General features: G+C 62.2%; 18 protein-coding genes and 1 pseudogene. 8 read left to right on the top strand and 11 right to left on the bottom strand.

Annotation, left to right across the window (positions count from 1 at the left end):
• Nucleotides 1-385: 385 nt before the first annotated feature.
• The 3 genes from NKH95_RS04395 to pepN form a co-directional block, all read right to left on the bottom strand.
• On the bottom strand, nucleotides 386-646 hold the full coding sequence (locus NKH95_RS04395; protein WP_023812822.1) for a type II toxin-antitoxin system prevent-host-death family antitoxin: 261 nt from the start codon (nucleotides 644-646) through the stop codon (nucleotides 386-388).
• A 107-nt stretch (nucleotides 647-753) separates the two neighbouring features.
• Entirely contained in the window at nucleotides 754-3075 is a 2322-nt protein-coding gene (locus tag NKH95_RS04400) for a PAS domain-containing sensor histidine kinase (RefSeq protein WP_352891125.1), read from the bottom strand.
• A 181-nt stretch (nucleotides 3076-3256) separates the two neighbouring features.
• Nucleotides 3257-5902, bottom strand: a complete 2646-nt coding sequence (gene pepN / locus NKH95_RS04405; RefSeq protein WP_352441292.1) for an aminopeptidase N — start codon at nucleotides 5900-5902, stop codon at nucleotides 3257-3259.
• Between the two features lie 156 nt (nucleotides 5903-6058).
• On the opposite strand from pepN, the gene NKH95_RS04410 reads away from it, so the two are divergent.
• Together NKH95_RS04410 and NKH95_RS04415 are read left to right on the top strand one after the other, a co-directional pair.
• Nucleotides 6059-8365: a xanthine dehydrogenase family protein molybdopterin-binding subunit gene (locus tag NKH95_RS04410; protein WP_352891126.1), complete on the top strand. Its 2307-nt coding sequence runs from the start codon at nucleotides 6059-6061 to the stop codon at nucleotides 8363-8365.
• Entirely contained in the window at nucleotides 8362-9339 is a 978-nt protein-coding gene (locus NKH95_RS04415) for a DMT family transporter (protein ID WP_128303009.1), read from the top strand. Before NKH95_RS04410 ends, NKH95_RS04415 begins: the two co-directional genes overlap by 4 nt.
• Here NKH95_RS04415 and NKH95_RS04420 read toward each other — a convergent pair whose 3' ends face one another.
• Nucleotides 9340-10152, bottom strand: coding sequence for a helix-turn-helix domain-containing protein (locus tag NKH95_RS04420; protein WP_023812827.1), 813 nt, complete (start codon nucleotides 10150-10152; stop codon nucleotides 9340-9342).
• Between the two features lie 92 nt (nucleotides 10153-10244).
• The gene (locus tag NKH95_RS04425) at nucleotides 10245-11114 is read right to left on the bottom strand and encodes a uracil-DNA glycosylase (RefSeq protein WP_352630804.1); all 870 of its coding nucleotides are present in this window, start codon (nucleotides 11112-11114) and stop codon (nucleotides 10245-10247) included.
• 186 nt (nucleotides 11115-11300) lie between these two features.
• Between NKH95_RS04425 and NKH95_RS04430 the strand changes: the two are divergent.
• Nucleotides 11301-12647: pseudogene (locus NKH95_RS04430) on the top strand (IS3 family transposase).
• A 113-nt stretch (nucleotides 12648-12760) separates the two neighbouring features.
• Here NKH95_RS04430 and NKH95_RS04435 read toward each other — a convergent pair.
• A complete protein-coding gene (locus tag NKH95_RS04435) occupies nucleotides 12761-13405 on the bottom strand; it encodes a hypothetical protein (RefSeq protein ID WP_352441286.1) in 645 nt (214 codons plus the stop codon).
• Nucleotides 13406-13415: 10 nt separating this feature from the next.
• Here NKH95_RS04435 and NKH95_RS04440 point away from each other — a divergent pair, with 10 nt between their 5' ends.
• The 3 genes from NKH95_RS04440 (at nucleotide 13416) to NKH95_RS04450 (ending at nucleotide 16034) form a co-directional block, all read left to right on the top strand.
• Nucleotides 13416-13562 carry a hypothetical protein gene (locus NKH95_RS04440; protein WP_155930595.1) on the top strand — a complete coding sequence of 49 codons (147 nt, stop codon included), beginning with the start codon at nucleotides 13416-13418 and terminating at the stop codon, nucleotides 13560-13562.
• Between the two features lie 63 nt (nucleotides 13563-13625).
• The gene (locus NKH95_RS04445) at nucleotides 13626-15305 is read left to right on the top strand and encodes an electron transfer flavoprotein-ubiquinone oxidoreductase (protein ID WP_352441285.1); all 1680 of its coding nucleotides are present in this window, start codon (nucleotides 13626-13628) and stop codon (nucleotides 15303-15305) included.
• Between the two features lie 129 nt (nucleotides 15306-15434).
• The gene (locus tag NKH95_RS04450) at nucleotides 15435-16034 is read left to right on the top strand and encodes a DUF922 domain-containing protein (RefSeq protein ID WP_352891127.1); all 600 of its coding nucleotides are present in this window, start codon (nucleotides 15435-15437) and stop codon (nucleotides 16032-16034) included.
• Between the two features lie 4 nt (nucleotides 16035-16038).
• On the opposite strand, the gene NKH95_RS04455 is transcribed toward NKH95_RS04450, so the two are convergent.
• The 5 genes from NKH95_RS04455 to NKH95_RS04475 all read right to left on the bottom strand — a co-directional run bounded on the left by NKH95_RS04455 (nucleotide 16039) and on the right by NKH95_RS04475 (nucleotide 19696).
• Nucleotides 16039-17085, bottom strand: a complete 1047-nt coding sequence (locus tag NKH95_RS04455; protein ID WP_352891128.1) for an endonuclease/exonuclease/phosphatase family protein — start codon at nucleotides 17083-17085, stop codon at nucleotides 16039-16041.
• A 70-nt stretch (nucleotides 17086-17155) separates the two neighbouring features.
• Nucleotides 17156-18619 (bottom strand): AMP nucleosidase, encoded by a 1464-nt coding sequence (locus NKH95_RS04460; protein ID WP_245273264.1) that lies wholly within the window; start codon nucleotides 18617-18619, stop codon nucleotides 17156-17158.
• Nucleotides 18620-18735: 116 nt separating this feature from the next.
• Nucleotides 18736-18930: a hypothetical protein gene (locus tag NKH95_RS04465; RefSeq protein ID WP_127292634.1), complete on the bottom strand. Its 195-nt coding sequence runs from the start codon at nucleotides 18928-18930 to the stop codon at nucleotides 18736-18738.
• 40 nt (nucleotides 18931-18970) lie between these two features.
• Entirely contained in the window at nucleotides 18971-19129 is a 159-nt protein-coding gene (locus NKH95_RS04470; protein WP_352441283.1) for a hypothetical protein, read from the bottom strand.
• A gap of 225 nt (nucleotides 19130-19354) precedes the next feature.
• A complete protein-coding gene (locus NKH95_RS04475) occupies nucleotides 19355-19696 on the bottom strand; it encodes a DUF2147 domain-containing protein (protein WP_352441282.1) in 342 nt (113 codons plus the stop codon).
• Nucleotides 19697-20144: 448 nt separating this feature from the next.
• Between NKH95_RS04475 and NKH95_RS04480 the strand changes: the two genes are divergently transcribed.
• Nucleotides 20145-20411 carry an SEL1-like repeat protein gene (locus NKH95_RS04480; RefSeq protein WP_013532614.1) on the top strand — a complete coding sequence of 89 codons (267 nt, stop codon included), beginning with the start codon at nucleotides 20145-20147 and terminating at the stop codon, nucleotides 20409-20411.
• 393 nt (nucleotides 20412-20804) lie between these two features.
• The gene (locus NKH95_RS04485; protein ID WP_023812840.1) at nucleotides 20805-21926 is read left to right on the top strand and encodes an ABC transporter substrate-binding protein; all 1122 of its coding nucleotides are present in this window, start codon (nucleotides 20805-20807) and stop codon (nucleotides 21924-21926) included.
• Nucleotides 21927-21996: the final 70 nt, after the last annotated feature.

A 21996-nucleotide genomic window follows, 5' to 3' on the forward strand; every position in this document is an offset into this window, starting at 1 on the left:
CAAAATTCTCTCCCGCAGATAGGCGTAGAAGCGCGGCGGCAGCATACCATAGTCGAATCGGGACGGTTTGCTTCCCGCGATGGGCCTGAGATCGGGACCCGGCCAGAGGAAGTCATTGGTTTCGGTCACGACGATCCATGACGGCGTGTCATCGAGGCCGAGATGGGCTTTGAGTGGCGCAGGTATTTCTACTGCATCGGCAGGATCAGCCGGTGGCGAGTGTGTGACCGGAACGACCGTTATGACTTCACGGCCCTCCACGACCCGGCGCGCGGCGACAATGGCGCATGGTCGGTTTTTGCGACCTTCTTCGGCACCCTTTCGTGTTCTCTCACCCAGAGGTAAGAATAGGAAATCACCAGACCCGGGATAGGTTTGGGCAGGCTCACGGTGTCCAGTCTTTGAGCATCGCATCGAGCCCGGCATATTCGCTCGGTACGGCGCTTTCGGCGATGGCGTTCAGCGTCTCATCATCCAGTTCTTCCGCGTTACGGGCGACTCGTCCCTTGACCAACACCTCGAACATCGCCGCCGACAGGAGTACCGTGTGGGTCCGGCCATTCTTTGTGATTGCGACCGGCGCACGCTGGGCAGCGTCCTGAAAACGCCCGACATTCTGCTGGAATTCTGTTGAAGTCACTCGCATGACAAAGTCTACCTTTCTTATCTAAGGTAGATAAAATAGATACTTTGTCAAAGCGTTTCACCTCGCGTCCATGAGGTGGGATCAGGCCTGGGATGGTGATAAAATATTCACGCTGCAACCTTGATCGCCGGCACGGCCCTCTTCACTGGAATGCGCACCGACACGATCGTGCCGACACCTTCGCTCGACCGGATCTTCAGCGCGCCGCCCTGAAGCTCGGCCAGCGAACGTGAGATGGCAAGGCCAAGGCCAGACCCGGCATGGCTCTTGGAGAACTGGTTCTGCACCTGCTCGAAGGGCCGTCCTAGCTTGCCGAGCGCCTCCTTGGGGATGCCGCAGCCATTGTCCTCGATCGTCAGCACCAACGCGCCGGATGTGTTGCGGGCCCTGACCGATATGTGGCCGCCCTGGCCGGTGAACTTCACCGCATTGGACAAAAGGTTGATGACGATCTGCTTGATCGCGCGGCGATCGGCGACCAGCGTCAGCGCATCGGCAATGCGCGTTTCCACGGTGATGGCCTTTTGCGCCGCCTGCAGCGAAACGACGCGTACGGTTTCGCTGATCAGCGGGCCGAGGTCGATTTCTTCCCGGTCCAGCGAGAATTGGCCGGCCTCGATCTTGGACATGTCGAGAATGTCGTTGATGACGCCCAGCAGATATTTTCCGCTGCTGTTGATGTCGGTGGCATATTCCTCGTAGCGCTCCGATCCGAGCGGGCCGAACAGCCCTTGTTCCATCAGTTCGGAGAAGCCGATGATGGCGTTCAGCGGCGTGCGCAACTCATGCGACATGTTGGCCAGGAATTCGGATTTGGCCCGGTTCGCAGCTTCGGCGCGTTCGGTTTCCTTCATGTATTTGCGGTTGAGGTCGACCAGTTCGCGCGAACGCTCCTCTTCGGCCCGCCGCGCGAGGCTGAGATCATGGATCGTTGCCATCAGCCGTCGCTCGCTGTCGACCAGCTTCTCCTGGTGCAGCTTGATCTGGGTGATGTCGGAGCCGACCGAGACGATGCCGCCGTCCCGGGTCTTCAGTTCGTTGACCTGCAGCCAGCGGCCATCGGCCAGCTGCCGCTCGAAAGTGGCGCCGCCCTGCAGGCCGCTGGTGTGGGCAAGCCGCCGTTCGGAAGCAAAGGCCAGCATGCGTTCTTCCAGCGCCGCGCGCGCGGTGCCCGGCATCACGTCGCGGTCCGAAAGCCCGTTGTCCTGCTGGTATTTGGAATTGCACATGATCAGGCGCTGCGTCGAATCCCACAGCACGAAGGATTCGTTGATGTTCTCGATCGCCGTTCTGAGGCGAAGGTCGGCAGCCTCGGAACGCAGCGCCAGATGACGCTGTTCGGTGACGTCGACGGCGATACCGATCAGCTGGATCTCCGGCGCTTCCGGATCGATGACCTGTGCCCGTGCGCGCATCCAGATCCATTGGCCGTCGGCATGGCGCATGCGGAACACCTGGTCGATGTGATCGATCTCGCGTGCGACGATTCTGTTGGCGAGCTCGAACAGGTCGCCGTCCTCGGGATGGATGATCTGATCGACCTCACCGAAGGACAGCATCGTTTCGCACGGCTTGTAGCCGAGCATGTCGTACATCGAGCGCGACCAGTACATCTTGCCGCGCACCATGTCCCAGTCCCACAGGCCGCAGCGGCCGCGAACCAGCGCCATGTCGATGCGCTGATGCGCTTCGAGGTAGATGCGGTCGGCCGCCTGCGCACGCGCGGCCTGGCCGAAATAAGCGTAGAGGATGACGATCAGCACGCCGGCCGTCAGCACGAACAGGGTGACGTTCAGCGAAACGGTCTTGCGCCAGGCATCGAAAACCGCGTCCTGTGGCACCAGGGCCGCCGATGCGCCCCTGCCGCCATTCGCCAGGCTGACCGCCGCGTACCAGTCCCGTCCGTCGATGTTGACGTCCATGACGCCGGCACGATCGCCGAACATGAACAAGGGCTGGCCGCCCTCGACGAGGCCGTCCAGCGAATGGCCCTGCCATGGCATCGAGCGCGGCGTCACCGCGACGATCTTGAAAGCGCTGTCGGTGATGACAAGCACATGGCTGCGGCCCATCGCGCCCTGTCGGCTGGTGGTCTCCAGCAGATCCTGTATGGCGCCGGGCGCCGTTTCCGAGGTGGTGGCGAGCGAACTGGCCAGCTGGCCCGCCGCCAGCGTCAGGATCGCCTTGGCATTGCGCTCGACATCGTCGCGCTCGTTCATCAGTGACAGCACGCGCAGCGCCGCGATGACGATCAGGAATGTGATGATGAGGGCGGGTATTGATCGGCGCAGCAGCGGCTCGGCGGCCAGAAGCCGCCGGTAGGCCGGTTCGGCGATGAGCCGCGTATTCCCGGCAAGACCGTCGCCGCGCGTCTCGCGATGCGCAAAAACCGTCCCTCCGGGCGCGCCCCACGCGTCCGCCTTCGCCATAAATGGCACTCCCCGAATTGCCTATGCTGCTTGGTGATCCGGCAAACGCCGCACATCCGAATCGTCAGTAAAGAATCAAAGGTGATTCGCCTTGTCCAGTGGTCCGGCGAAAAAAGATTAAAAATCGAGTAAAATAACGCCGAAATGGTCGATCTCCCCCACAAGGGGGAGATCGCTCTCCCTACGCCAGCGTGCGCTCGACAATATCCCGCAGATCCGCCGACAGGTTTTCGGCGCCGGCGATCGACAGCAGCGCTTCCCTGGCCTTGGCTTGCCGCAAAGGTTCGAGCGAACGCCACGATCTGAGCGCCGTCGCCAGCCTTGCCGCCACTTGCGGGTTGCGTTTTTCGACCTCGAGCACAGTCTGAGCAAAGAACCAGTAGCCTTCGCCGTCAGCACGATGGAAGCCGGTCTGGTTGGCGCTGGAGAAGGTGCCGATCAGCGAGCGAACTCGATTTGGATTGCCCATCGAGAAGGCCGGGTGGTTGGTCAGGGCCTTCACGGTGTCGACGGTTTGCGGCCCCGGAACGCTGGCCTGGATCTGGAACCATTTGTCCATGACCAGCGGGTCGGACCCATAGGTCGTCTCGAAAGCCGCCAGCGCCTCGACCGTCTCGGGCGAACCGTGGTGACGATGCGCGAGCACGGCAAGTGCTGCCGCGCGGTCGGTCATGTTGGTCGCCGACTGGAAATGCCCGGCGGCGAGTGCTGCTCCACCCGGCTGCAGCGACAGATAATCCAGCAAGGTGTTGCGCAAGGCGCGTCGTCCGGCGCTCGCCGCGTCGGGGCTGAACGCTTCTCTGTCGGCAAGGCTGCGGTAGAGGCCCGAAAAAACGTCCCGGTTCGCAGTGCCGATCGCCAACGCCAGTGCCTCGCGAGCGGCATAGATGGCATCGGGGTCGATGTTCCTGCCGATGTCGCGGGCGATGTCGGCTTCGCCGGGCAATGCCAGCGCCAGTGCTCGATAGGCCAGCTCCAGCGTCTCGTCACCGGCGATGCTGCCGGCGAGTTCGATCAGCCGCGGTGCAAAGGCCGGCTGCTTGCCGCCGAGGACCTCGCGGAAGGCTGATATCAGTGCATCAGTCAGCAATGTGTTGAAGGCCTGCCAGCGCGAGAAGGCGTCGCTGTCATGGCGGGCGAGAAAGAACTGGTCGTCGGCTTTCTGCTCGACGGACAATGTCACCGGCGCCGAAAAGCCGCGGTTGAGCGACACGGCCGGGCGCTCGGTGACGCCTGAGAACCGCACCATGTGGCGACGCTTGCGGATATGGATGACGCCGTCCTCGACGCTGGCGCCTTCGACGCCGCTATACGGCACAGGCTTGCCGCCGGCGCCGATCAGGCCGAAAGCCAGCGGGATGTGCATCAGCCGCTTGCGGCTTTCGGACGGTGTCGGCGGCACCGACTGCTCGATTTCGAGCGTGAATTCTTGCGCGGCCGGATTGTGCGTCGAACTGATCGTCAGGTTCGGCGTTCCCGCCTGATGATACCAGAGCGCGAACTGCGACAGGTCGCGGCCGGACGCATCCTCGAACACCTTGATGAAATCCTCGATCGTCGCCGCGTCACCGTCGTGCCGCTCGAAATAGAGGTCCATGCCGGCGCGAAAGACGTCGGCACCGAGAATTGTGCGGATCATGCGCACCACTTCGGAGCCCTTCTCGTAGACCGTCGCGGTGTAAAAATTGTTGATTTCGCGGTAGCGGCGCGGCCGCACCGGATGCGCCAGCGGACCTTGGTCCTCGGGAAACTGGTGGGCGCGCAAGGTGCGCACTTCGGCGATGCGCTTGACCGCGCGCGAACGCTGGTCGGCAGAGAATTCGTGATCGCGGAAAACCGTCAGGCCTTCCTTCAGGCAGAGCTGGAACCAGTCGCGGCAAGTGATTCTGTTGCCTGTCCAATTGTGGAAATACTCATGCGCGATGATCGCCTCGATATTGGCGAAATCGGCGTCCGTCGCGGTCTCCCGGTCGGCCAGCACATATTTGTCGTTGAAGATGTTAAGGCCCTTGTTCTCCATCGCGCCCATGTTGAAGTCGGACACGGCGACGATGTTGAAGACGTCGAGATCGTATTCGCGGCCGAACGCCTCCTCGTCCCATTTCATCGACCGCTTCAGAGCATCCATCGCGTAGCCGGCCAGGTTCTCCTTGCCGGGCTTGACATAGATGCCGAGTTCGATCGTGCGGCCCGATAGCGTGACGAAACTGTCCGCAAGCTGGCCGAGATTGCCGGCCACCAGCGCGAACAAATAGGACGGCTTGGGGAAAGGGTCGTGCCACACTGCATAGTGCCAGCCGTCGCCGAGGTCGCCCCTGTCGACCGGGTTGCCGTTGGACAGGAGCAGCGGCGCTTCGTCACGTATTGCCTCTATGCGCACCGTGTAGACGGACAGGATGTCGGGACGATCGAGGAAATAGGTGATGCGGCGAAAGCCCTCGGCTTCGCATTGCGTGCAGTAGACATGGCTCGAGCGGTAGAGGCCCATCAGGGCTTCGTTGCCGGCCGGCGCCACCTCGGTCTCTATGAGCAACTGGAAGCGACGCGCCGCCGGCGGCTTGAGGATGGTCAGTTGATCGGGCGTCGCCAGCAGATCCGCCGGCTTTACCTTGTTGCCGTCGATCTCTATGCGCTTGAGGGTCAGCCCGTCGCCGTCGAGCACCAGCGGTGCCGACACGGAGACGTCGTCACGACGCTCTATCGTGAGCACGGCGGTGACACGCGTTGCGTCTGGCGAAAGGCGGAAGGTAAGGTCGGTTTTCGGAATGAGGTAGTCGTTGGGGCGATAGTCTTCGAGTTTGAAGACCTGGCCGGTGTCCGTGCGCATTCCGTGGGTTTTCCTGTCGATTGCGTTGGCGGCGGATTGTGTCCGCTGGTCCAAGAAATTTGAAGTCCGCGCTCTTTACACGAAACCGCCCCTCGACAAAACTGAGGCAATGCCTATTTCAGGCGTTCCTTCTCCTGTCATCATCACGAGGCATCCATGACCGTCGTCACACCGAAATTCGGCATGGGCGCATCCGTGCTGCGGCGCGAGGATGCCGCCTTCATCCAGGGCCAGGGCCGCTATACCGACGACATCCAGCCGGCTGGCGTCCTGCATGGCTATGTCCTGCGCTCGCCGGTCGCCAAGGCCAGCTTCACCATCGGTTCGACCGAGGCGGCGAAGGCGGCACCTGGCGTCCATCTGGTGCTGACCGGCAAGGATCTTGCCCATCTCGGCGATCTGAAATCCGGCGTCATGCAGGAACAGCCGGACGGCACCAAGGCTCCGACGCGCGACATCCCGATCCTGTGCCGCGACCGCGTCAACTATGTCGGCGATGCCGTTGCCTTCGTCGTCGCCGACAGCCGAGCCTTGGCGCAGGATGCCGCCGAACTGATCGATGTCGACTATGACGGCGAAGACGCGGCCTCGGGGACGGCAAATGCACTTGCCGAAGGCACGCCGCTGGTCTGGCCGGAGCTTGGTTCCAACCGCGCCTTCAGCTACCACATGGGCGACAGGAAAAAGACCGAAGCGGCTTTCGCCAAGGCCGCCCATGTCACCCGCATCGAGTTCGTCAACAACCGGCTGGTGTGCAACTACATGGAGCCGCGCTCCGCGATCGGCGAATGGAACGTTGAGGAGAAGCGCTTCGTGCTGACCACCGGGTCGCAAGGCGTGCACTCCATGCAGTATATCCTGGCCAGCGTGTTCAAGATCAAGAAAGACCAGCTGCGCGTCATCACGCCTGATGTCGGCGGTGGTTTCGGGCCGAAGAGCTTCGTCTACCGCGAATATCCGCTGGTGCTGGAAGCGGCAAAGCGGCTTGGCCGCCCGGTGAAATGGGCCGGCGACCGCACGGAACACTTCCTGACCGACGCGCAAGGGCGCGACAATTTCGTCACGGCCGAAATGGCGCTGGACAAGGACGGCCGCTTTCTCGGCATGAAGGTGGACCTGCTCGCCAACATCGGCGCCTATATCTCGCAATACGGTCCGTTCATCCCCTATATCGGCGTCACCATGTCGACCGGTGTCTATGATATCCAGGCGCTCGACGTCTCGGTGACCGGCCTCTACACCAACACCTGCCCGGTCGATGCCTATCGCGGTGCCGGCCGACCGGAAGCAGCCTTCCTGCTGGAAAAGCTGGTCGATGCCTGCGCCCACGATCTCGGCCTGCCTGTCGAGGAGATCCGCCGCCGCAACTTCATCCGGCCGGAGCAATTTCCCTACCGGACGCAAACCGGCCGCCTCTACGACACCGGTGAATTCGAAGGCCATATGGAGCGCGCCATCGAGCAATCCGAATGGAAAGCGTTTCCGGAGCGGCTGGCGCAATCGAAGGCCGGCGGAAAAATCCGCGGCCTCGGCATGGCGACCTATATCGAGGCCTGTGCCTTTCCGGGCTCCGAACCGGCCTTCGTTGAACTCAATGGCGATGGCACGGTGACGCTGAAGATCGGCACCCAGACCAACGGGCAGGGACACGCCACCGCCTATGCGCAGTTCCTGTCGGAAAAGCTCAATCTCGACATCGACAAGATTCATGTCCGCCAGGGCGATACCGATGAGCTGAAGGCCGGCGGCGGCACCGGCGGCTCGCGCTCCATTCCGCTGGGAGGTGTATCGGCTTCCCGCGCGGGCGAGGATCTGGCCAACAAGATCAAGCGCATCGCAGCCGACGAACTGGAGGCTTCTGCCGGCGACATCGAATTGTCCGACGGTGTCGCCCGCATCGTCGGCACCGATCGCTCGCTCGATTTTTCCGCTATCGCCAAGGCCGCCAAGACGCCGGACGATCTCAAGGGCTTTGGCGAGTTCGTGCAGGACGAATGCACCTATCCCAACGGCACCCATATCTGCGAGATCGAGATCGATCCCGACACCGGCGCGACCGAGATCGTCCGCTACACCATCGTCGACGATTTCGGCGTCACCGTGAACCCGATCCTGCTCGCCGGCCAGGTGCATGGCGGCGTCGTGCAAGGTATCGGCCAGGCACTGACCGAAGACACTATCTATGGCGAGGATGGACAGCTTTTGACGGCGAGCTTCATGGATTACGCCATGCCGCGCGCCGACAATTTCCCGTTCTTCCATTTCGAGACCCGCAACGTGCCTTCGACCACCAATGCACTCGGCATCAAAGGCGCGGGCGAGGCCGGCACCATCGGCTCGACCCCGGCGGCACTCAATGCGGTGACCGACGCGCTCTGGCGCGCTTATGGCGTCAAGCACATCGACATGCCGGCAACGCCCGCGCGTATCTGGGCGACGATCCGAGAAGCGTCGGGAGCGTGACAGCAGGCCCCGGCAGCCCCCCGGCCACAGCCAGCGATGATGCCGGCGGGCACGACACGCTTACCGGCATCATGCTCAAGATCGTGTCGGTGGCGGTCTTCGTCGGCATGCAGACCTGCATCAAAGCCGCAGGCACGGTTCCGGCCGGCCAGATTGTCTTCTTCCGCTCTTTCTTCGCCATCTTCCCGATCATCGCCTTCCTGGCTTTCAGGAAAGAACTCGGCACTGCCTTCACCACCAGGCGTCCGTTCAACCACATCGCCCGCGGCCTGGTCGGCGTCTGCGCCATGGGGCTCGGCTTTTTTGCGTTGACCCGACTGCCGCTGCCGGAAGCGATCACGCTGAACTACGCGCAGCCGCTGCTGGTGGTGGTGTTCAGCTCCATCTTCCTCGGCGAGGCCATCCGTGTCTATCGCTGGAGTGCGGTCGCGGTCGGCCTGGTCGGCGTGCTGATCATCTCCTGGCCGGAACTGACGCTGCTGAGTTCAGACGAGGCGCTCGACGACCAGGAAGTGCTCGGCGTCATGGCCGCTCTTGTCGCGGCGGCGATCTCGGCCGTCGCCATGCTCTTGGTGCGCAATCTCGTGCAAAGCGAGCGCACAGCGACCATCGTGCTGTGGTTTTCGGTGACGGCGAGCGTCATGTCGCTGCTGTCGCTGCCATTCGGCTGGCAGGCGCTGACGCCGCTCCAGGCAGCTCTCCTTGTTGCCGCCGGCTTCTGCGGCGGCCTCGGCCAGATCCTGATGACGGCGGCCTATCGCCATGCCGAGGCCTCGGTGGTGGCGCCGTTCGAATACACCTCGATGATCCTCGGCGTCGTCGTCGGCTATCTCGTCTTCGGCGACGTCGCCACGCTCCATATGCTTGTCGGCGGCCTGATCGTCGTCGCCGCCGGCATCTTCATCATCTGGCGCGAACGCCAGCTTGGCCTGGAGCGCACCCGCACGCGCAAGGCGTCTTTGCCTGAAGGGTGATTACGACAGCTCGGCTCGCTCCTTCGCCAACCGAACCAGCACTGTCCTCGTCTGTTCATCGGCGGGGAAAAACGATTCGATCGCCAGTTCCGAAAGCGTCACGTCGAGCGGCGTGCCGAAGACAGTGATGGTGCTGATGAACGACAGCACCTGATCGCCATGCGCCAGCCTGAGCGGATGCACGATGGCATTCGGCTCGACGGACACCGGCCGGCTGCCTTTCAAGCCGGACGGGTAACTGCGCAATTCGCGCTCCAATTCGACCAGCACAGGGTCACCGCTCGCGTCGTTCTGGTGTTTCAGGCGCTCGAGCAGATGCGTTCGCCATTCCTGAAGGTTGACGATGCGCGGTGCGATGCCGCCGGGATGCAGGCTGAGGCGAAGCACGTTGACCGGCGGCGTCAGCAGCGAAGCCTCGCTGACATCGTCAAGGAAGGGTGCAATGGCGGCATTGGCCGAAACCAGGTTCCAGTGGCGGTCGACGGCGAGTGCCGGGAAAGGCTCGTGGCCTTTGAGGACGATCTCGACGGCCGCCATCGCCGGCGCCAGCGTCGTGTCGGTCAGGGAGCGTTCGCCGAAGCTGGGCGCAAAACCCGCGGCGAGCAGCAATTGATTGCGTTGCCTCAGCGGTATCGACAATTGCTCGGCCAGATGCAGCACCATGTCGCGCGAGGGCGCGGCGCGGCCGCTTTCGACGAAGCTCAGATGCCGCTGCGAGATCTCGGCCTCCATGGCGAGGTCGAGCTGCGACATGCGGCGGCGGGTGCGCCATTCGCGAATGAGGCTGCCGGCGGACGTTTGGGGTGTTGTCATGAGGCATGATTAGGTCGAGAGCAGACGTATTTCAATTACCTCGGAGGTTATCGGTACGGCATCCATGTCGGAGATTGGCTACTCGCCAAGCCTCAGCCAACTTCCCGCAGCTTTGCCTTCACCTCGAGAAAATCCCGCCACGCCAGCTTCTTGTGCGCGGGCGTTCGCAAGAGATAGGCCGGGTGCAGCGTGGGCATTGCCGGAATGGCGATGCCGGATGCCGTCGTGTGAACGCGCCAATTGCCGCGCAGCCGCAATATGCCCTCCGAGGTGTTGAGCAAGGTCTTGGCTGACGGGCCGCCAAGGTTGATCAGCACCTTGGGATTGACCAGTTCGATCTGCCGCTCGATGAAGGGCCGGCAGATCTCGGTTTCGTGCGGCGTCGGCGTGCGATTGCCCGGCGGCCGCCAGGGAATGACATTGGCGATATAGACTGAAGTGCGGTCGAGTCCGATCGCCGCCAGCATGCGGTCGAGCAGCCGGCCCGATCGGCCGACGAAGGGCAGGCCCTCGATGTCCTCATCGCGGCCGGGTGCCTCGCCGACCAGCATGACGGCGGCTTCCGGGTTGCCGTCGGCGAACACCAAGCTCTTGGCGGTGGCCTTGAGATTGCAGCCGTCGAACGCCGCCATGTGCTGGCGAAGCTCGTCAAGCGTTGTTGCCGTCGTTGCCAATTGGCGGGCAAGTGCTGCCTGAATTTCGTCGGGAACCGTGGCCGACGGTGCGCGCAAAACAGGTGGCGCATTTGGCCTGTCGCCCCCTTCGGGGCGATTTGTCGAACGCTGCTGTGCGGCGGTGTCACCCGAAGGCGCTGCGGTCGGCGCGCGCTCCATCGGCTTTGGCGAGACCTCGGTGAACCGGTTCACCGGCTGCTCTTCGAGCGCCTCGTCGACACCAACGCTGGCATAAAAGGCCAGCAGGTCGGCGATATCAGGTCTGTTGGTTGGGGAAGCGGCAGTCATCGATTCACATTCGTCCGCGTGGCGGCAATTTGCAAGGCTGGCAGTTTCTCTACCAGGGCAACGAACCCGGGTTAACGGGTTCCTTCGGAGCCTTTCGCCGGCGCGTTGGCTGACGGAGCATCAAACGAAAAACCCGCCTGTGTGAAATGACCCCCGAAAGTTGGACATCCACCTTCCGGGGTTTTCATGTCCAAACACAGCGAGAGTTTGAAGCGCACTGTTGTTGATCGTTATTTGAGTGGTGAAGAGAGCTATGCGAGCGCCGGTGCAGCCGACGGCGTAGATGCTGCGACGGTGCGCAAATGGGTTGCGAGCTATCAAGCGCACGGGGTTGCCGGCCTCGCTCGCAAGCTCAGCCACTATGACGGCGAGTTCAAGCTGTCGGTTCTGCACCGGATGTGGGAGGATGGACTGTCCTGCCGACAGACGGCCGCGCTGTTCAATATCCGCAACGCCGGCTGCCTTCCGGACTGGGAGAGGCGCTACGAAGCCGGTGGGATAGAGGCGCTCGCGCCGCGCCGCAGAGGAAGGCCGCGATCGATGTCAGACCAGCCGTCGCCTGGCGAGCCGCCCGTGGCGCAGAGTGATGAGACCAAGAGCCGCGAAGAGCTGCTTGCGGAACTGAACCATCTGCGCATGGAGAACGCCTACCTAAAAAAACTGGAGGCCTTAACGCAGGGACACGCGCCCAAAAAGCGCAAGCTGTCCAAGCGTTAAGGCTGCTCTATCCGCTCGATGGTCTGCTCAAACTGGCAGGGCTTTCCCGCAGCACGTTCTACTATCGACAGAAGGCGTCCCGCGTCGACCGCCATGCTGGTCTCAAGGAGAAGATCAGAGCCGTCTTCGACAGCCACAAGGGCCGCTACGGTTATCGCCGGGTGGCTGCTGCACTGCGCCGGCTCGGTCATGTCGTCAATCACAAGGCGGTGCAGTGTCGGATGGTGGAGATGGGATTGAAGTCGCTGGTCAGGCCGAAGAAGTATCGCTCCTACAAAGGCGGCATCGGAAGGACGGCTCCCGATCTCATTCAACGCCAGTTCAACGCTGACAGCGCCAACCATAAATGGGTGACCGATGTGACGGAGTTCAACCTGGCGGGCGACAAACTCTATCTCTCACCGGTCATGGACCTTTATAACGGCGAGATCATCGCCTTCGAGACCGCAAGGCGACCGCTCTTCAAGCTGGTGGAAAATATGCTCGCCAGAGCGCTGGACCGGCTCGACCAAACCCAACGGCCCATCCTACACTCCGATCAGGGATGGCAGTATCAGACGCCTGCCTACCAGCGCAGGCTCCAGGCACGAGGCATTGCCCAGAGCATGTCACGCAAAGGCAATTGCCTCGACAACGCACCTATCGAGAGCTTCTTCGCAGCTCTTCTACCCCAATACCTTCGAGAACGTTCAGAGCCTCAAGGCCAGCATCGAGGATTACATCCACTACTACAATCATGATCGCATCAAACTGAAACTGAAAGGGCTGAGCCCTGTGCAATACAGAACCCAGCCCTTAAATCTGCCGCCACCTTAAACTGTCCAACTTTAAGGGGTCAGTTCAGTGCGGCGGGTCACTGGCGCAAATCAGCACCATAGGCAAAATGTACCATAGCTGAGGTCACCGAGTCAAGAAAAAATTCCTATCGTCTATCCCGTCGGTATGCGCGGATCCTGCACCAGATAGAAGGTCCAGCGCGGCGTGTAGTCGGTCATCAGGAATTCGAACCTGGCGGTTTTCAACGGGTCGACCTTGCCATTCCGGAACAGCAGCCGGTCATAGGGTTCGAAATCGCGATCGAAATCGGCGAAATTGCTCGACAAAATATTGTCCGGCGTCTTGTTGCGCTGGTCGAAGGAAAGCCCGTCGCCGAACACGCTCGGCTGGTTCAGGATCTCCTGCAATTCGAACTGGAATTCGACCCAGGCCTGGCCGCTATTGTTGAGCACCTCGATGCGCATATACATCATGCCGTTGGCGAATTCGCCGGCCTTGCCGAAGGCCTGGATCGGCTTTGTCGTGCGGATCGTCAGCGTCACCGGCGTTGACGAATTCAGCTCTTCGGTGATGACGAACGGATCGTCCTTCGTTCCGATGCCCGAGGCGCCGGTGATGCGGAAGCCGCCAAGCTCGTCGGAGAAGGAGTAGGCGCCTGCCGCCCAGACCTTCACTTCGTCGGCGGCAGCGTGATGCGGCGCCAGCATCAGAAGGGCCAAAACGAGCGCCCGGCGGATCCGGCCGGGCGGGAAAAGAAAGCGCGTCGATGAAAAGCCGGCTGGCCCAGGAATGCGCATGGCGTGAAGTATGGCCGATAAGCAAGCCGTCGAACAATTAAAAACGCGCGCCTCGCAGGCAATGCCGGGCGAAAAGCAGTCTTCCAGCCTCGCAATGCGCGACTTTTTGGCCAAAACGGCATTGTCACGTATGCGCCGGTTTCCTGTCGTCAATTGATGCGCTATGCAGCGCGGGAGCCAGCAAGATACCCGAATGGGATAAGCCAGTGCGGAGGGGTTGATGAGCGACATCGAACGCGAAAGCATGGAATTCGACGTGGTTATCGTCGGCGCCGGACCGGCGGGCCTCGCCGCCGCGATCCGCCTCAAGCAGGTCAATCCCGAGCTTTCGGTCGTCGTCCTCGAGAAGGGCGGTGAGGTCGGCGCCCATATTCTCTCCGGCGCCGTTGTCGATCCGATCGGCATCGACCGGCTCTTGCCGGGCTGGCGCGATGAGGACGGCCATCCCTTCAAGACGCCGGTCACATCAGACCATTTCCTGGTCCTTGGCCCTGCCGGCTCGTTTCGCCTGCCCAACATGCTGATGCCGCCGCTGATGAACAATCACGGCAACTACATCGTCTCGCTCGGCAATGTCTGCCGCTGGCTGGCGACCAAGGCCGAAGCGCTCGGCGTCGAAATCTATCCGGGCTTTGCCGCTGCCGGCCTGCTCTACAATGAGCAAGGCGCCGTCACCGGTGTCGTCACCGGCGACATGGGCATCGAGAAGGACGGAACGCACGGTCCGGGCTTCGCACCCGGCATGGCGCTGATGGGCAAATATGTGCTGATCGGGGAGGGCGCTCGCGGCTCGCTCGCCAAGCAACTGATCGCCAGATACAAGCTTTCCGATGGCCGCGAACCGGGCAAATACGGCATCGGCCTGAAGGAACTCTGGCAGGTCAAGCCGGAGAACCACCGTCCGGGGCTGGTCCAGCATTCCTTCGGCTGGCCGCTTGACTTGAAGACCGGCGGCGGCTCGTTCCTCTACCATCTCGAGGACAATCAGGTGGCGGTCGGCTTCGTCCTCCACCTCAATTACAAGAACCCCTATCTGTCGCCGTTCGAGGAATTCCAGCGCTTCAAGACCCATCCGGCGATCAGCGGGACTTTCGACGGCGCCAAGCGCCTCGGCTATGGCGCGCGCGCCATCACCGAGGGCGGCTGGCAGTCGGTGCCGAAACTGTCCTTCCCCGGTGGTGCGCTGATGGGATGTGCGGCGGGCTTCGTCAACGTGCCGCGCATCAAGGGCTCGCACAATGCCGTGCTGTCCGGCATGCTGGCGGCCGAGCATGTCGCAGAGGCGATCGGTGCCGGGCGCGCCAACGACGAACTCGCTTCCTACGAGGAAGCCTGGCGCGCGACCGACATCGGCAAGGATTTGAAGAAGGTGCGCAACGTCAAGCCGCTGTGGTCGCGCTTCGGCACCATCGTCGGTGTCGGCCTCGGCGGCCTCGACATGTGGTTGAACACGCTGTTCGGTGTCTCGCCCTTCGGCACGCTGAAGCATGGCAAGGCCGACTATGCGACGCTCGAGCCTGCCGCCCAGCACAAGAAGATCGCCTATCCGAAGCCCGATGGCGTGCTGACCTTCGACAGGCTGTCCTCGGTGTTCCTGTCCAACACCAATCACGAGGAAAACGAGCCGGTCCACCTGCTTGTGGGCGACATGGAACTGCAGAAGCGGTCCGAGCACGATGTCTTTGCGGGCCCCTCGACGCGCTACTGTCCGGCCGGGGTTTACGAGTGGGTCGACAAGGATGGCAATGCCGCCGCCGATCCCACGGCCAAGGATGTGCGCTTCGTCATCAACGCGCAGAACTGCGTCCACTGCAAGACATGCGACATCAAGGACCCGAACCAGAACATCAACTGGGTGCCGCCGCAAGGCGGAGAAGGCCCGGTCTACCAGGGCATGTAGGCCCGCGCCGGCCACAGCGTGCAAAGACCCCGACGACGGCTCGGGGTCTCCCGTGGCATGTGAAACATTAGGACTGTTGAAACTGCCGCACGCTTATGGTTCCATTCCTTGACGATAAGGAGATGGCCAATGCGCCTGGCGGTTCTGGCATGCCTTGTGGCGATCGGTGCGCTGTTCGGTTTGGCTTCGGCGGCCTCGGCCGGCACCAGGGTGGTGGTTAAGACGCGGACCTACGACATCACCGGGAACACGGGGCTGGCGCTGATGCAGGCTATGGACCGCAAGGGGCCGAAGCACGGCTTCATGACGCATGCCATCGCGCTGACCGGCTACGCGGTGGATTGGGACCTTGACACCAGCCAGGACAATGGCGTTTGCCGCTCGCGGCGTGCCAACGGCACGCTCAATCTCTTCTATACGTTTCCGCGTGTCGCCTCGGCCACCACTCCGACGCTCCGGAAGCGCTGGACGCGGTTCTTCGCCGGCGTCCGCGCCCATGAGGAAACCCATGGCCGCATCGCCAGGGAGATGATGCGGGCCACGGAAAGATCGATCTCCGGCCTCAGGATTGCCGACGACCGGTTCTGCTACAAGACACGTCGCGAGGCACAGCGACGTATCAAGGCCACCAATGCCGCATATGAGGCCAAGCAGCTCGCTTTCGATGCGCGCGAGCATCGCGATGGCGGCCATGTCCAGCATCTCGTCATCGCTTTGGTCAGGCCCTGATCCTTCAGCCTGGCGTCTTGCCGGTCTGGCTTATGGCCGCGGTCGCGGTTTCATGTTCGTCGAGCGGCTTTTGCTGGTTCAGCCTGAGTGAGAACTCCACCATGACCGGGAGGTGATCCGAGCCCGTGTCCTCCAGCCGTGTCGCGGAATGGATGGTCACGCCGCCCTTGCTGAAAGCCTGGTCGATCGGCAGGCCGGCGAAGCGCCGCAGCAAGTCCGGCAGCTTGATGTGGATCCAGGTCGGGCCGGCGGACGGCATCACGGTCAGCCCGCCAAGCGCCGCGACCCGCCGCACGGCGGCACTCCACGGCGCGGCATTGCAGTCGCCCGCCATGATGGCCGTCTCGCCGAGCGCGGAAAGCGGCTCCGTCAACTCGCCGATCTGCCAGTACTGCTCGCGTGGCCACGGCCAACTGAGATGGATCGCGGCGACATCGACGTCGATGCCGCCGAAGTCGACGGTCGCTGTCGCCATGGCGCCGCGCCTTTCGCAACGCGCCTCGGTGTCGGCGGCAAAGGGCCGCCGCGAGAGCAGCGCGACGCCGAATATGCCGTTGGGATAAGGACAGAGGATCCGGTATGGATAGGCGCTGCTGATATAGCCAAGCTCGGTCGCCCACATCGCCGATACCTCGTCCAGGGTGATCACGTCGGGATTGGTCCGGCCGATCAGCGACAGCACCTTCTTCGGCGTCGGATTGTCGTAGCGCAGGTTCATCTGCAGCAGCTTGTAGATCGCGCGGTCTTCGTTCTTGGCTTCATAGGCGGCCTGAACCGGCCACAGGCGGGAGAAGGACAGCGACCCGGAAGTGGTGGCGAAGGCCGCCACGGCAAAAAGCAGTGCCACGGCCGCCTGCAGGCGAAATGTCGTGGCCAGCAGCGGCAGTGCGCAAAGCGCCATCAGCACGGCAAGGTGGACGCGGAAATGCGAGAAGGAATCGAAGGCGGGATGCAGCGTTCCGAAAAACCCGGCCACCAGCGCGATCGAACAGGCCAGCATTGCCAGGAATGCAACCGAAATCAGCAATGTCCCGACGCTCGCTCTCTCCATGCCGCCTGCTTATCGGCAGAAATGCGGCCCAATCAAGATGAGAAATGCCTACGCGATGCGTGGTATCGGCCTACTGGAACGCCGTTTCCGAAAAACTTCTGAGCTTGCGCGAATGCAACCGCTCCATCGGCATTTCCGCGAGCTTCTCCATCGCCCTGATGCCGATGGTCAGGTGCTGCGCCACCTGGCGCTTGTAGAATTCGGTCGCCATGCCGGGCAGCTTCAACTCGCCATGCAGCGGTTTGTCCGAAACGCACAGCAGCGTGCCGTAGGGAACGCGGAAGCGGAAGCCATTGGCGGCGATGGTCGCCGATTCCATGTCGAGTGCGATGGCGCGAGATTGCGACAGACGCTGGACCGGGCCACGCTGGTCGCGCAGTTCCCAGTTGCGATTGTCGATGGTGGCGACGGTGCCCGTGCGCATGATGCGCTTCAGGTCGTAGCCGGTAAGGCCGGTGACTTCGGCGACGGCTTCCTGCAACGCCACCTGGATCTCGGCCAGCGGCGGGATCGGCACCCAGACCGGAAGATCGTCGTCCAGCACATGGTCCTCGCGCACATAGGCATGCGCCAGCACATAGTCGCCCAGCGCTTGGGTGTTGCGCAGGCCGGCACAGTGGCCGAGCATCACCCAGGCATGCGGCCTCAGCACCGCAATATGGTCGGTGATGGTCTTGGCGTTGGAAGGCCCGACGCCGATATTCACCATGGTGATGCCGCCATGTCCCGATTTCTTCAGGTGATAGGCCGGCATCTGTGGCAGGCGGGGAACTGCGACGCCTTCACTGGGCGCGCTTTGCCCGCCCTTGGTGATGACATTGCCCGGCTCGACGAACTCCGTGTATCCGCCGCCGCCATTGGCCATCAGGTCGCGGGCGCGGGCGACGAATTCGTCGATGTAGAACTGATAGTTGGTGAACAGCACGAAGTTCTGGAAATGCTGCGGCGTGGTCGCCGTATAGTGCGACAGCCGGTGCAGCGAATAATCGATGCGCTGCGCCGTGAACGGCGCCAGAGGCCTCGGCTCGCCAAAGGCGACTTCGAAGGTGCCGTTGGCGATCTGGTCGTCGGTGCCATCGAGATCCGGCACGTCGAACAGGTCGCGGATCGGCCGCTTGATGCGCTCTGCCGTCGCGCCGTCGACATGGGTGCCTTCAAGGAAGGCGAAATGCAGCGGGATGGGTGTGGTCGATTCCGACACCGTGACCGCAACCCCATGATTGCGCATGATCAGGCGCAACTGCTCGACGAGGTAGCTTTCGAACAGGCCCGGCTGGGTGATGGTGGTGGAAAAATGCCCAGGCGTCGGCATATGGCCATAGGCCTGGCGCGAGTCGATCTGGGTGAATGAGTTGGTGGTGACGCCGATCTCCGGATAGAAGGCCCGGTAGCGCTTGCCATTGTCGCCGCCTGCTGCCGCCAGCTCTGCGAAGGAATCACGCAGGAACTTGGTGTTGCGGTCGTAAAGCGCCTGCAGTGCCTTGACGGCCTTTTCGGCGCTATCAAAGCTTTGCCGGCCAAAAGGCTCCGGCATGACGACAGATTCGATGGCTTGTGGGTAGATTCGCTTTTCCATGGCTCAATATAGAGACTTGGATCGGCACTTGGGAGGGGTGTCGCGACCGAAGGCGGCCAAAGCGCCGTTTTTCTTCAACCGCGCTGCAGGCTGACCAGGAGCACAAAGCCGACGCCGGACTTCTTCAGGGCAGGTGCGTCGATCGTCGAGCCGGCATCGGAGCGCATCATCGGCACGGCCAGAACCGGAGCGGCCAGAACCGCCAGGATAAGCGCCGCCCGCGGCAGAAGCCGAAGGGTCTTGAGAGCGTTGGCGGCGATGCGGTTCATGGTGTTTCAGCTTTTCTTTTCGAGGTCTTGGTTTCTTTGTTCAGTTGCGAAGATGGGTGGGGCAGGCGAGGCGGCAGGTTCCGGAACTGGCTTCGTCCCAGGCGCGGGCCGGACGGCCCGCTTCGGCGACGAGGATGGCGAAGAACATCCCAAACAGGCTCACCAGCAGGCAGACGATGGTGAAGCGGCGAGAAAGCATTGGGTCGGTCTCCTTCAACACGCCGGAGAATGCCCTGATGCAACTGAACCGGCTCTGATGCCGGCGTTCATCTGCGGTTCAAGATGATTGACGGGGTTTCGACGGCGCCGGCGTCGGTTTGGATAGCCGCCGGCGGGTATCGAGCATCACCGGCGCAGGATGTGTCGACAAAACGAAAACGGGGCCCGTCGAGGCCCCGTCATCATGTCGTAAGGGTGCGGTCGATCAGAGCTTGTGCCAGGTCTGGCTCTTGCAGATCAGTCCGCCCAGCACGCAGCCGCTCATCTTGAGAGAGCTGCCCGACAATGTCGCCTTGCCCGAATAGGTCTTGTCGTTTGCCGGATCGGTGATGTTGCCGGCATATTTGTTGTCGCCCGTCGCCTTGAGCGAGCCGATGGTCTTGCCGGCATATTTCCCGGACTTGAGGGTGATGGAAAACGAGCCGCCGCCGGCGATGGCCGCGGTTTCGCCGGCCTGCGTCTTCCAATTGCCTTCGATCGGATCGGCCCATGCCGCACCCGGCACGATCAATGTGGCCGCAAGGGCCAGGCTCAGTTTTCGAAACATGTCTTCCTCCCTGTGGATGTCCGGCCGGATGCTCCGCCTCGCCGGTCTGCCGCTTACGCAAACGTAAGCTAATCCAGCTCCCGGCAAAACAAAAGCGGTGCCGTAGCGGAAGACTTTCGGATTTTGAAGCCACCTGAAAGCGCCTCCTCGACGACGAAATGAAACGATCGGCGCATCGCCTTTGTCTGCCGTGGTTAGCGAAGTCTTGCCCCCGCGTGAGAAAACTTTCGTCAAATTTGACGCAAGCAGGCTGAATTGCTGGGTTTGTATCCTTAACGAATTTCGGCGTTTACCTCTTGTTTTAGCTTTGTTTTCCTCAGATTAAGCACGCCATTTAACGACGGATTCAAGCCTGCACGGCATTCTCGAAAGCATCGGAAGAGCAGCCGGCAAGACGAAAGAAGGCAGCTCTCGGGAGCCTGACAGGGCCGGAAAACAGGGGATTGAAATGGCACGTTTTGAAATGCTTGAAGCAGGTTTCGGCGCCATGGGAGCAACTGCCCAGGCCGACATCCTTTTCGAATTGGGCATGATGTATGCGACCGGCCGCGATTGCGAGACCGATGTCGTTGCCGCCCACAAATGGTTCAACATCGCCGCAATCAAGGGCTCGGCCCGCGCCGCCGAGCTGCGCTCGGAACTGTCGGCCGCCATGTCGAAGGTCGAGATCGCCACGGCGCTTCGCGAAGCCCGCGAATGGATGACCATGCACTGAAATCTGCCAATCGCAGAGAGGTCCATCGAAGACAGGGAAGCTCCGGGATCAAGGCCGCACAGACGGCCAGACCCGGCGAAATCGAAGGCCGCGCAAGACGGTCACGAAGGCAAGAGAAAGAACGCGGCAGGCAGCAAGGCTCAGCTGTGCGCGACACGGGGAAGGCGAGCGGGATTCTTAGGCGCGAGAGCGCCCGGAGATTGCTCGACGGACAAAAAAGCCACGACCAGCCGGAACAAGGCTGGCGTGGCTTTTTGCGTTGATGACGTCTTGCAGGCCCAATCGAGCGGCGCCAATGCGCCTAGACAGGCCGAATGAAGGATGAAATTGTCCGGCCTCTCTGGAAGAAGCGGGGCCGGGGCGGCCGCGCGTGAGTGGAGGAGTTCTACAACAATGAAAAAATTGAGTATTCTAAACGCGGCCATATTCGGCCTGATGATGAGCACGCCGGTCGCATTCGCCGACGACATCACCTTTGCGGTGATCGGCCCGATGACCGGACAGCTCGCCACCATCGGCGATCAGTTCAAGCAGGGCGCACAGGCCGCTGCCGACGCGATCAACGCCGCTGGCGGCATCAACGGGTCGATGATCAAGCTTGATATCGAAGACGACCAGTGCGATCCCAAGCAGGCCGTGTCGGTTGCCAACCGCGTCGTCGCCGATGGCGTCAAGTTCATCGACGGCCATGCCTGCTCGGGTTCGAGCATTCCGGCCTCGGCCGTCTATGCCGAAGCCGGCGCCTTGATGATGAGCCCGGCCTCGTCAAACCCGGTGCTGACCGATGCGGCAGCCAAGGCCGGCTGGCCGACGATCATGCGCCTATACACGCGTGACGATGCGCAGGGCGCCTTCATCGGCCCATGGATCGCCAAGAAGTTTGCCGGCAAGAATGTCGTCGTCCTGCACGACAAGAGCGCCTACGGACAGGGCGTGGCTGACGCCGTCAGGGCAACGATGAATGCCGGCGGCCTCAAGGAGGTCTACTATGACGGCATCAACGCTGGCGAGAAGGACTATTCGGCTCTCGTCACCAAGCTCAAGGACTTGAAAGCCGACGTCGTCTATTTCGGCGGCTACCATCCTGAAGCTGGCCTGATCCTGCGTCAATCGGCGGAACAGAACCTGAAGTTCCAGCTGATCATGCCGGACTCCATCGCCTCGCCGGAATTCTGGCAGGTCGCTGGCCCGGCCGGCGAGGGCACCATGTTCGTCTTCCCGTCGGATCCACAGGCAAAGCCGGAAGCCAAGGCAGCCGTCGAGAAGATCAAGGCCGGCGGCTTCGTGCCCGAGGGCTTCACGCTGTTCTCTTACGCCACCATCCAGGCTTTCGCCGAAGGCATCAAGCGTGCCGGCAGCGACGACCCGGCCAAGGTTGCCGAAGCGTTGAAGAACGGCACGCCGATCAGCACCGTTGTCGGTGATGTCACCTTCGACGAGAAGGGCGACCTCAAGAATGCCAGCTACGACATCAACCAGTGGCATGACGGCAAATACGCGCCGATCGCGCAGTAATCGCCGCCCTGGCGAGTGGATAGCATAGAGAAATGGCCGGGTTCGTCCCGGCCATTTTCTTGTTTGCCCT

The sequence above is a fragment of the Mesorhizobium sp. M0848 genome, from assembly GCF_040319805.1.
Classification (GTDB): domain Bacteria; phylum Pseudomonadota; class Alphaproteobacteria; order Rhizobiales; family Rhizobiaceae; genus Mesorhizobium.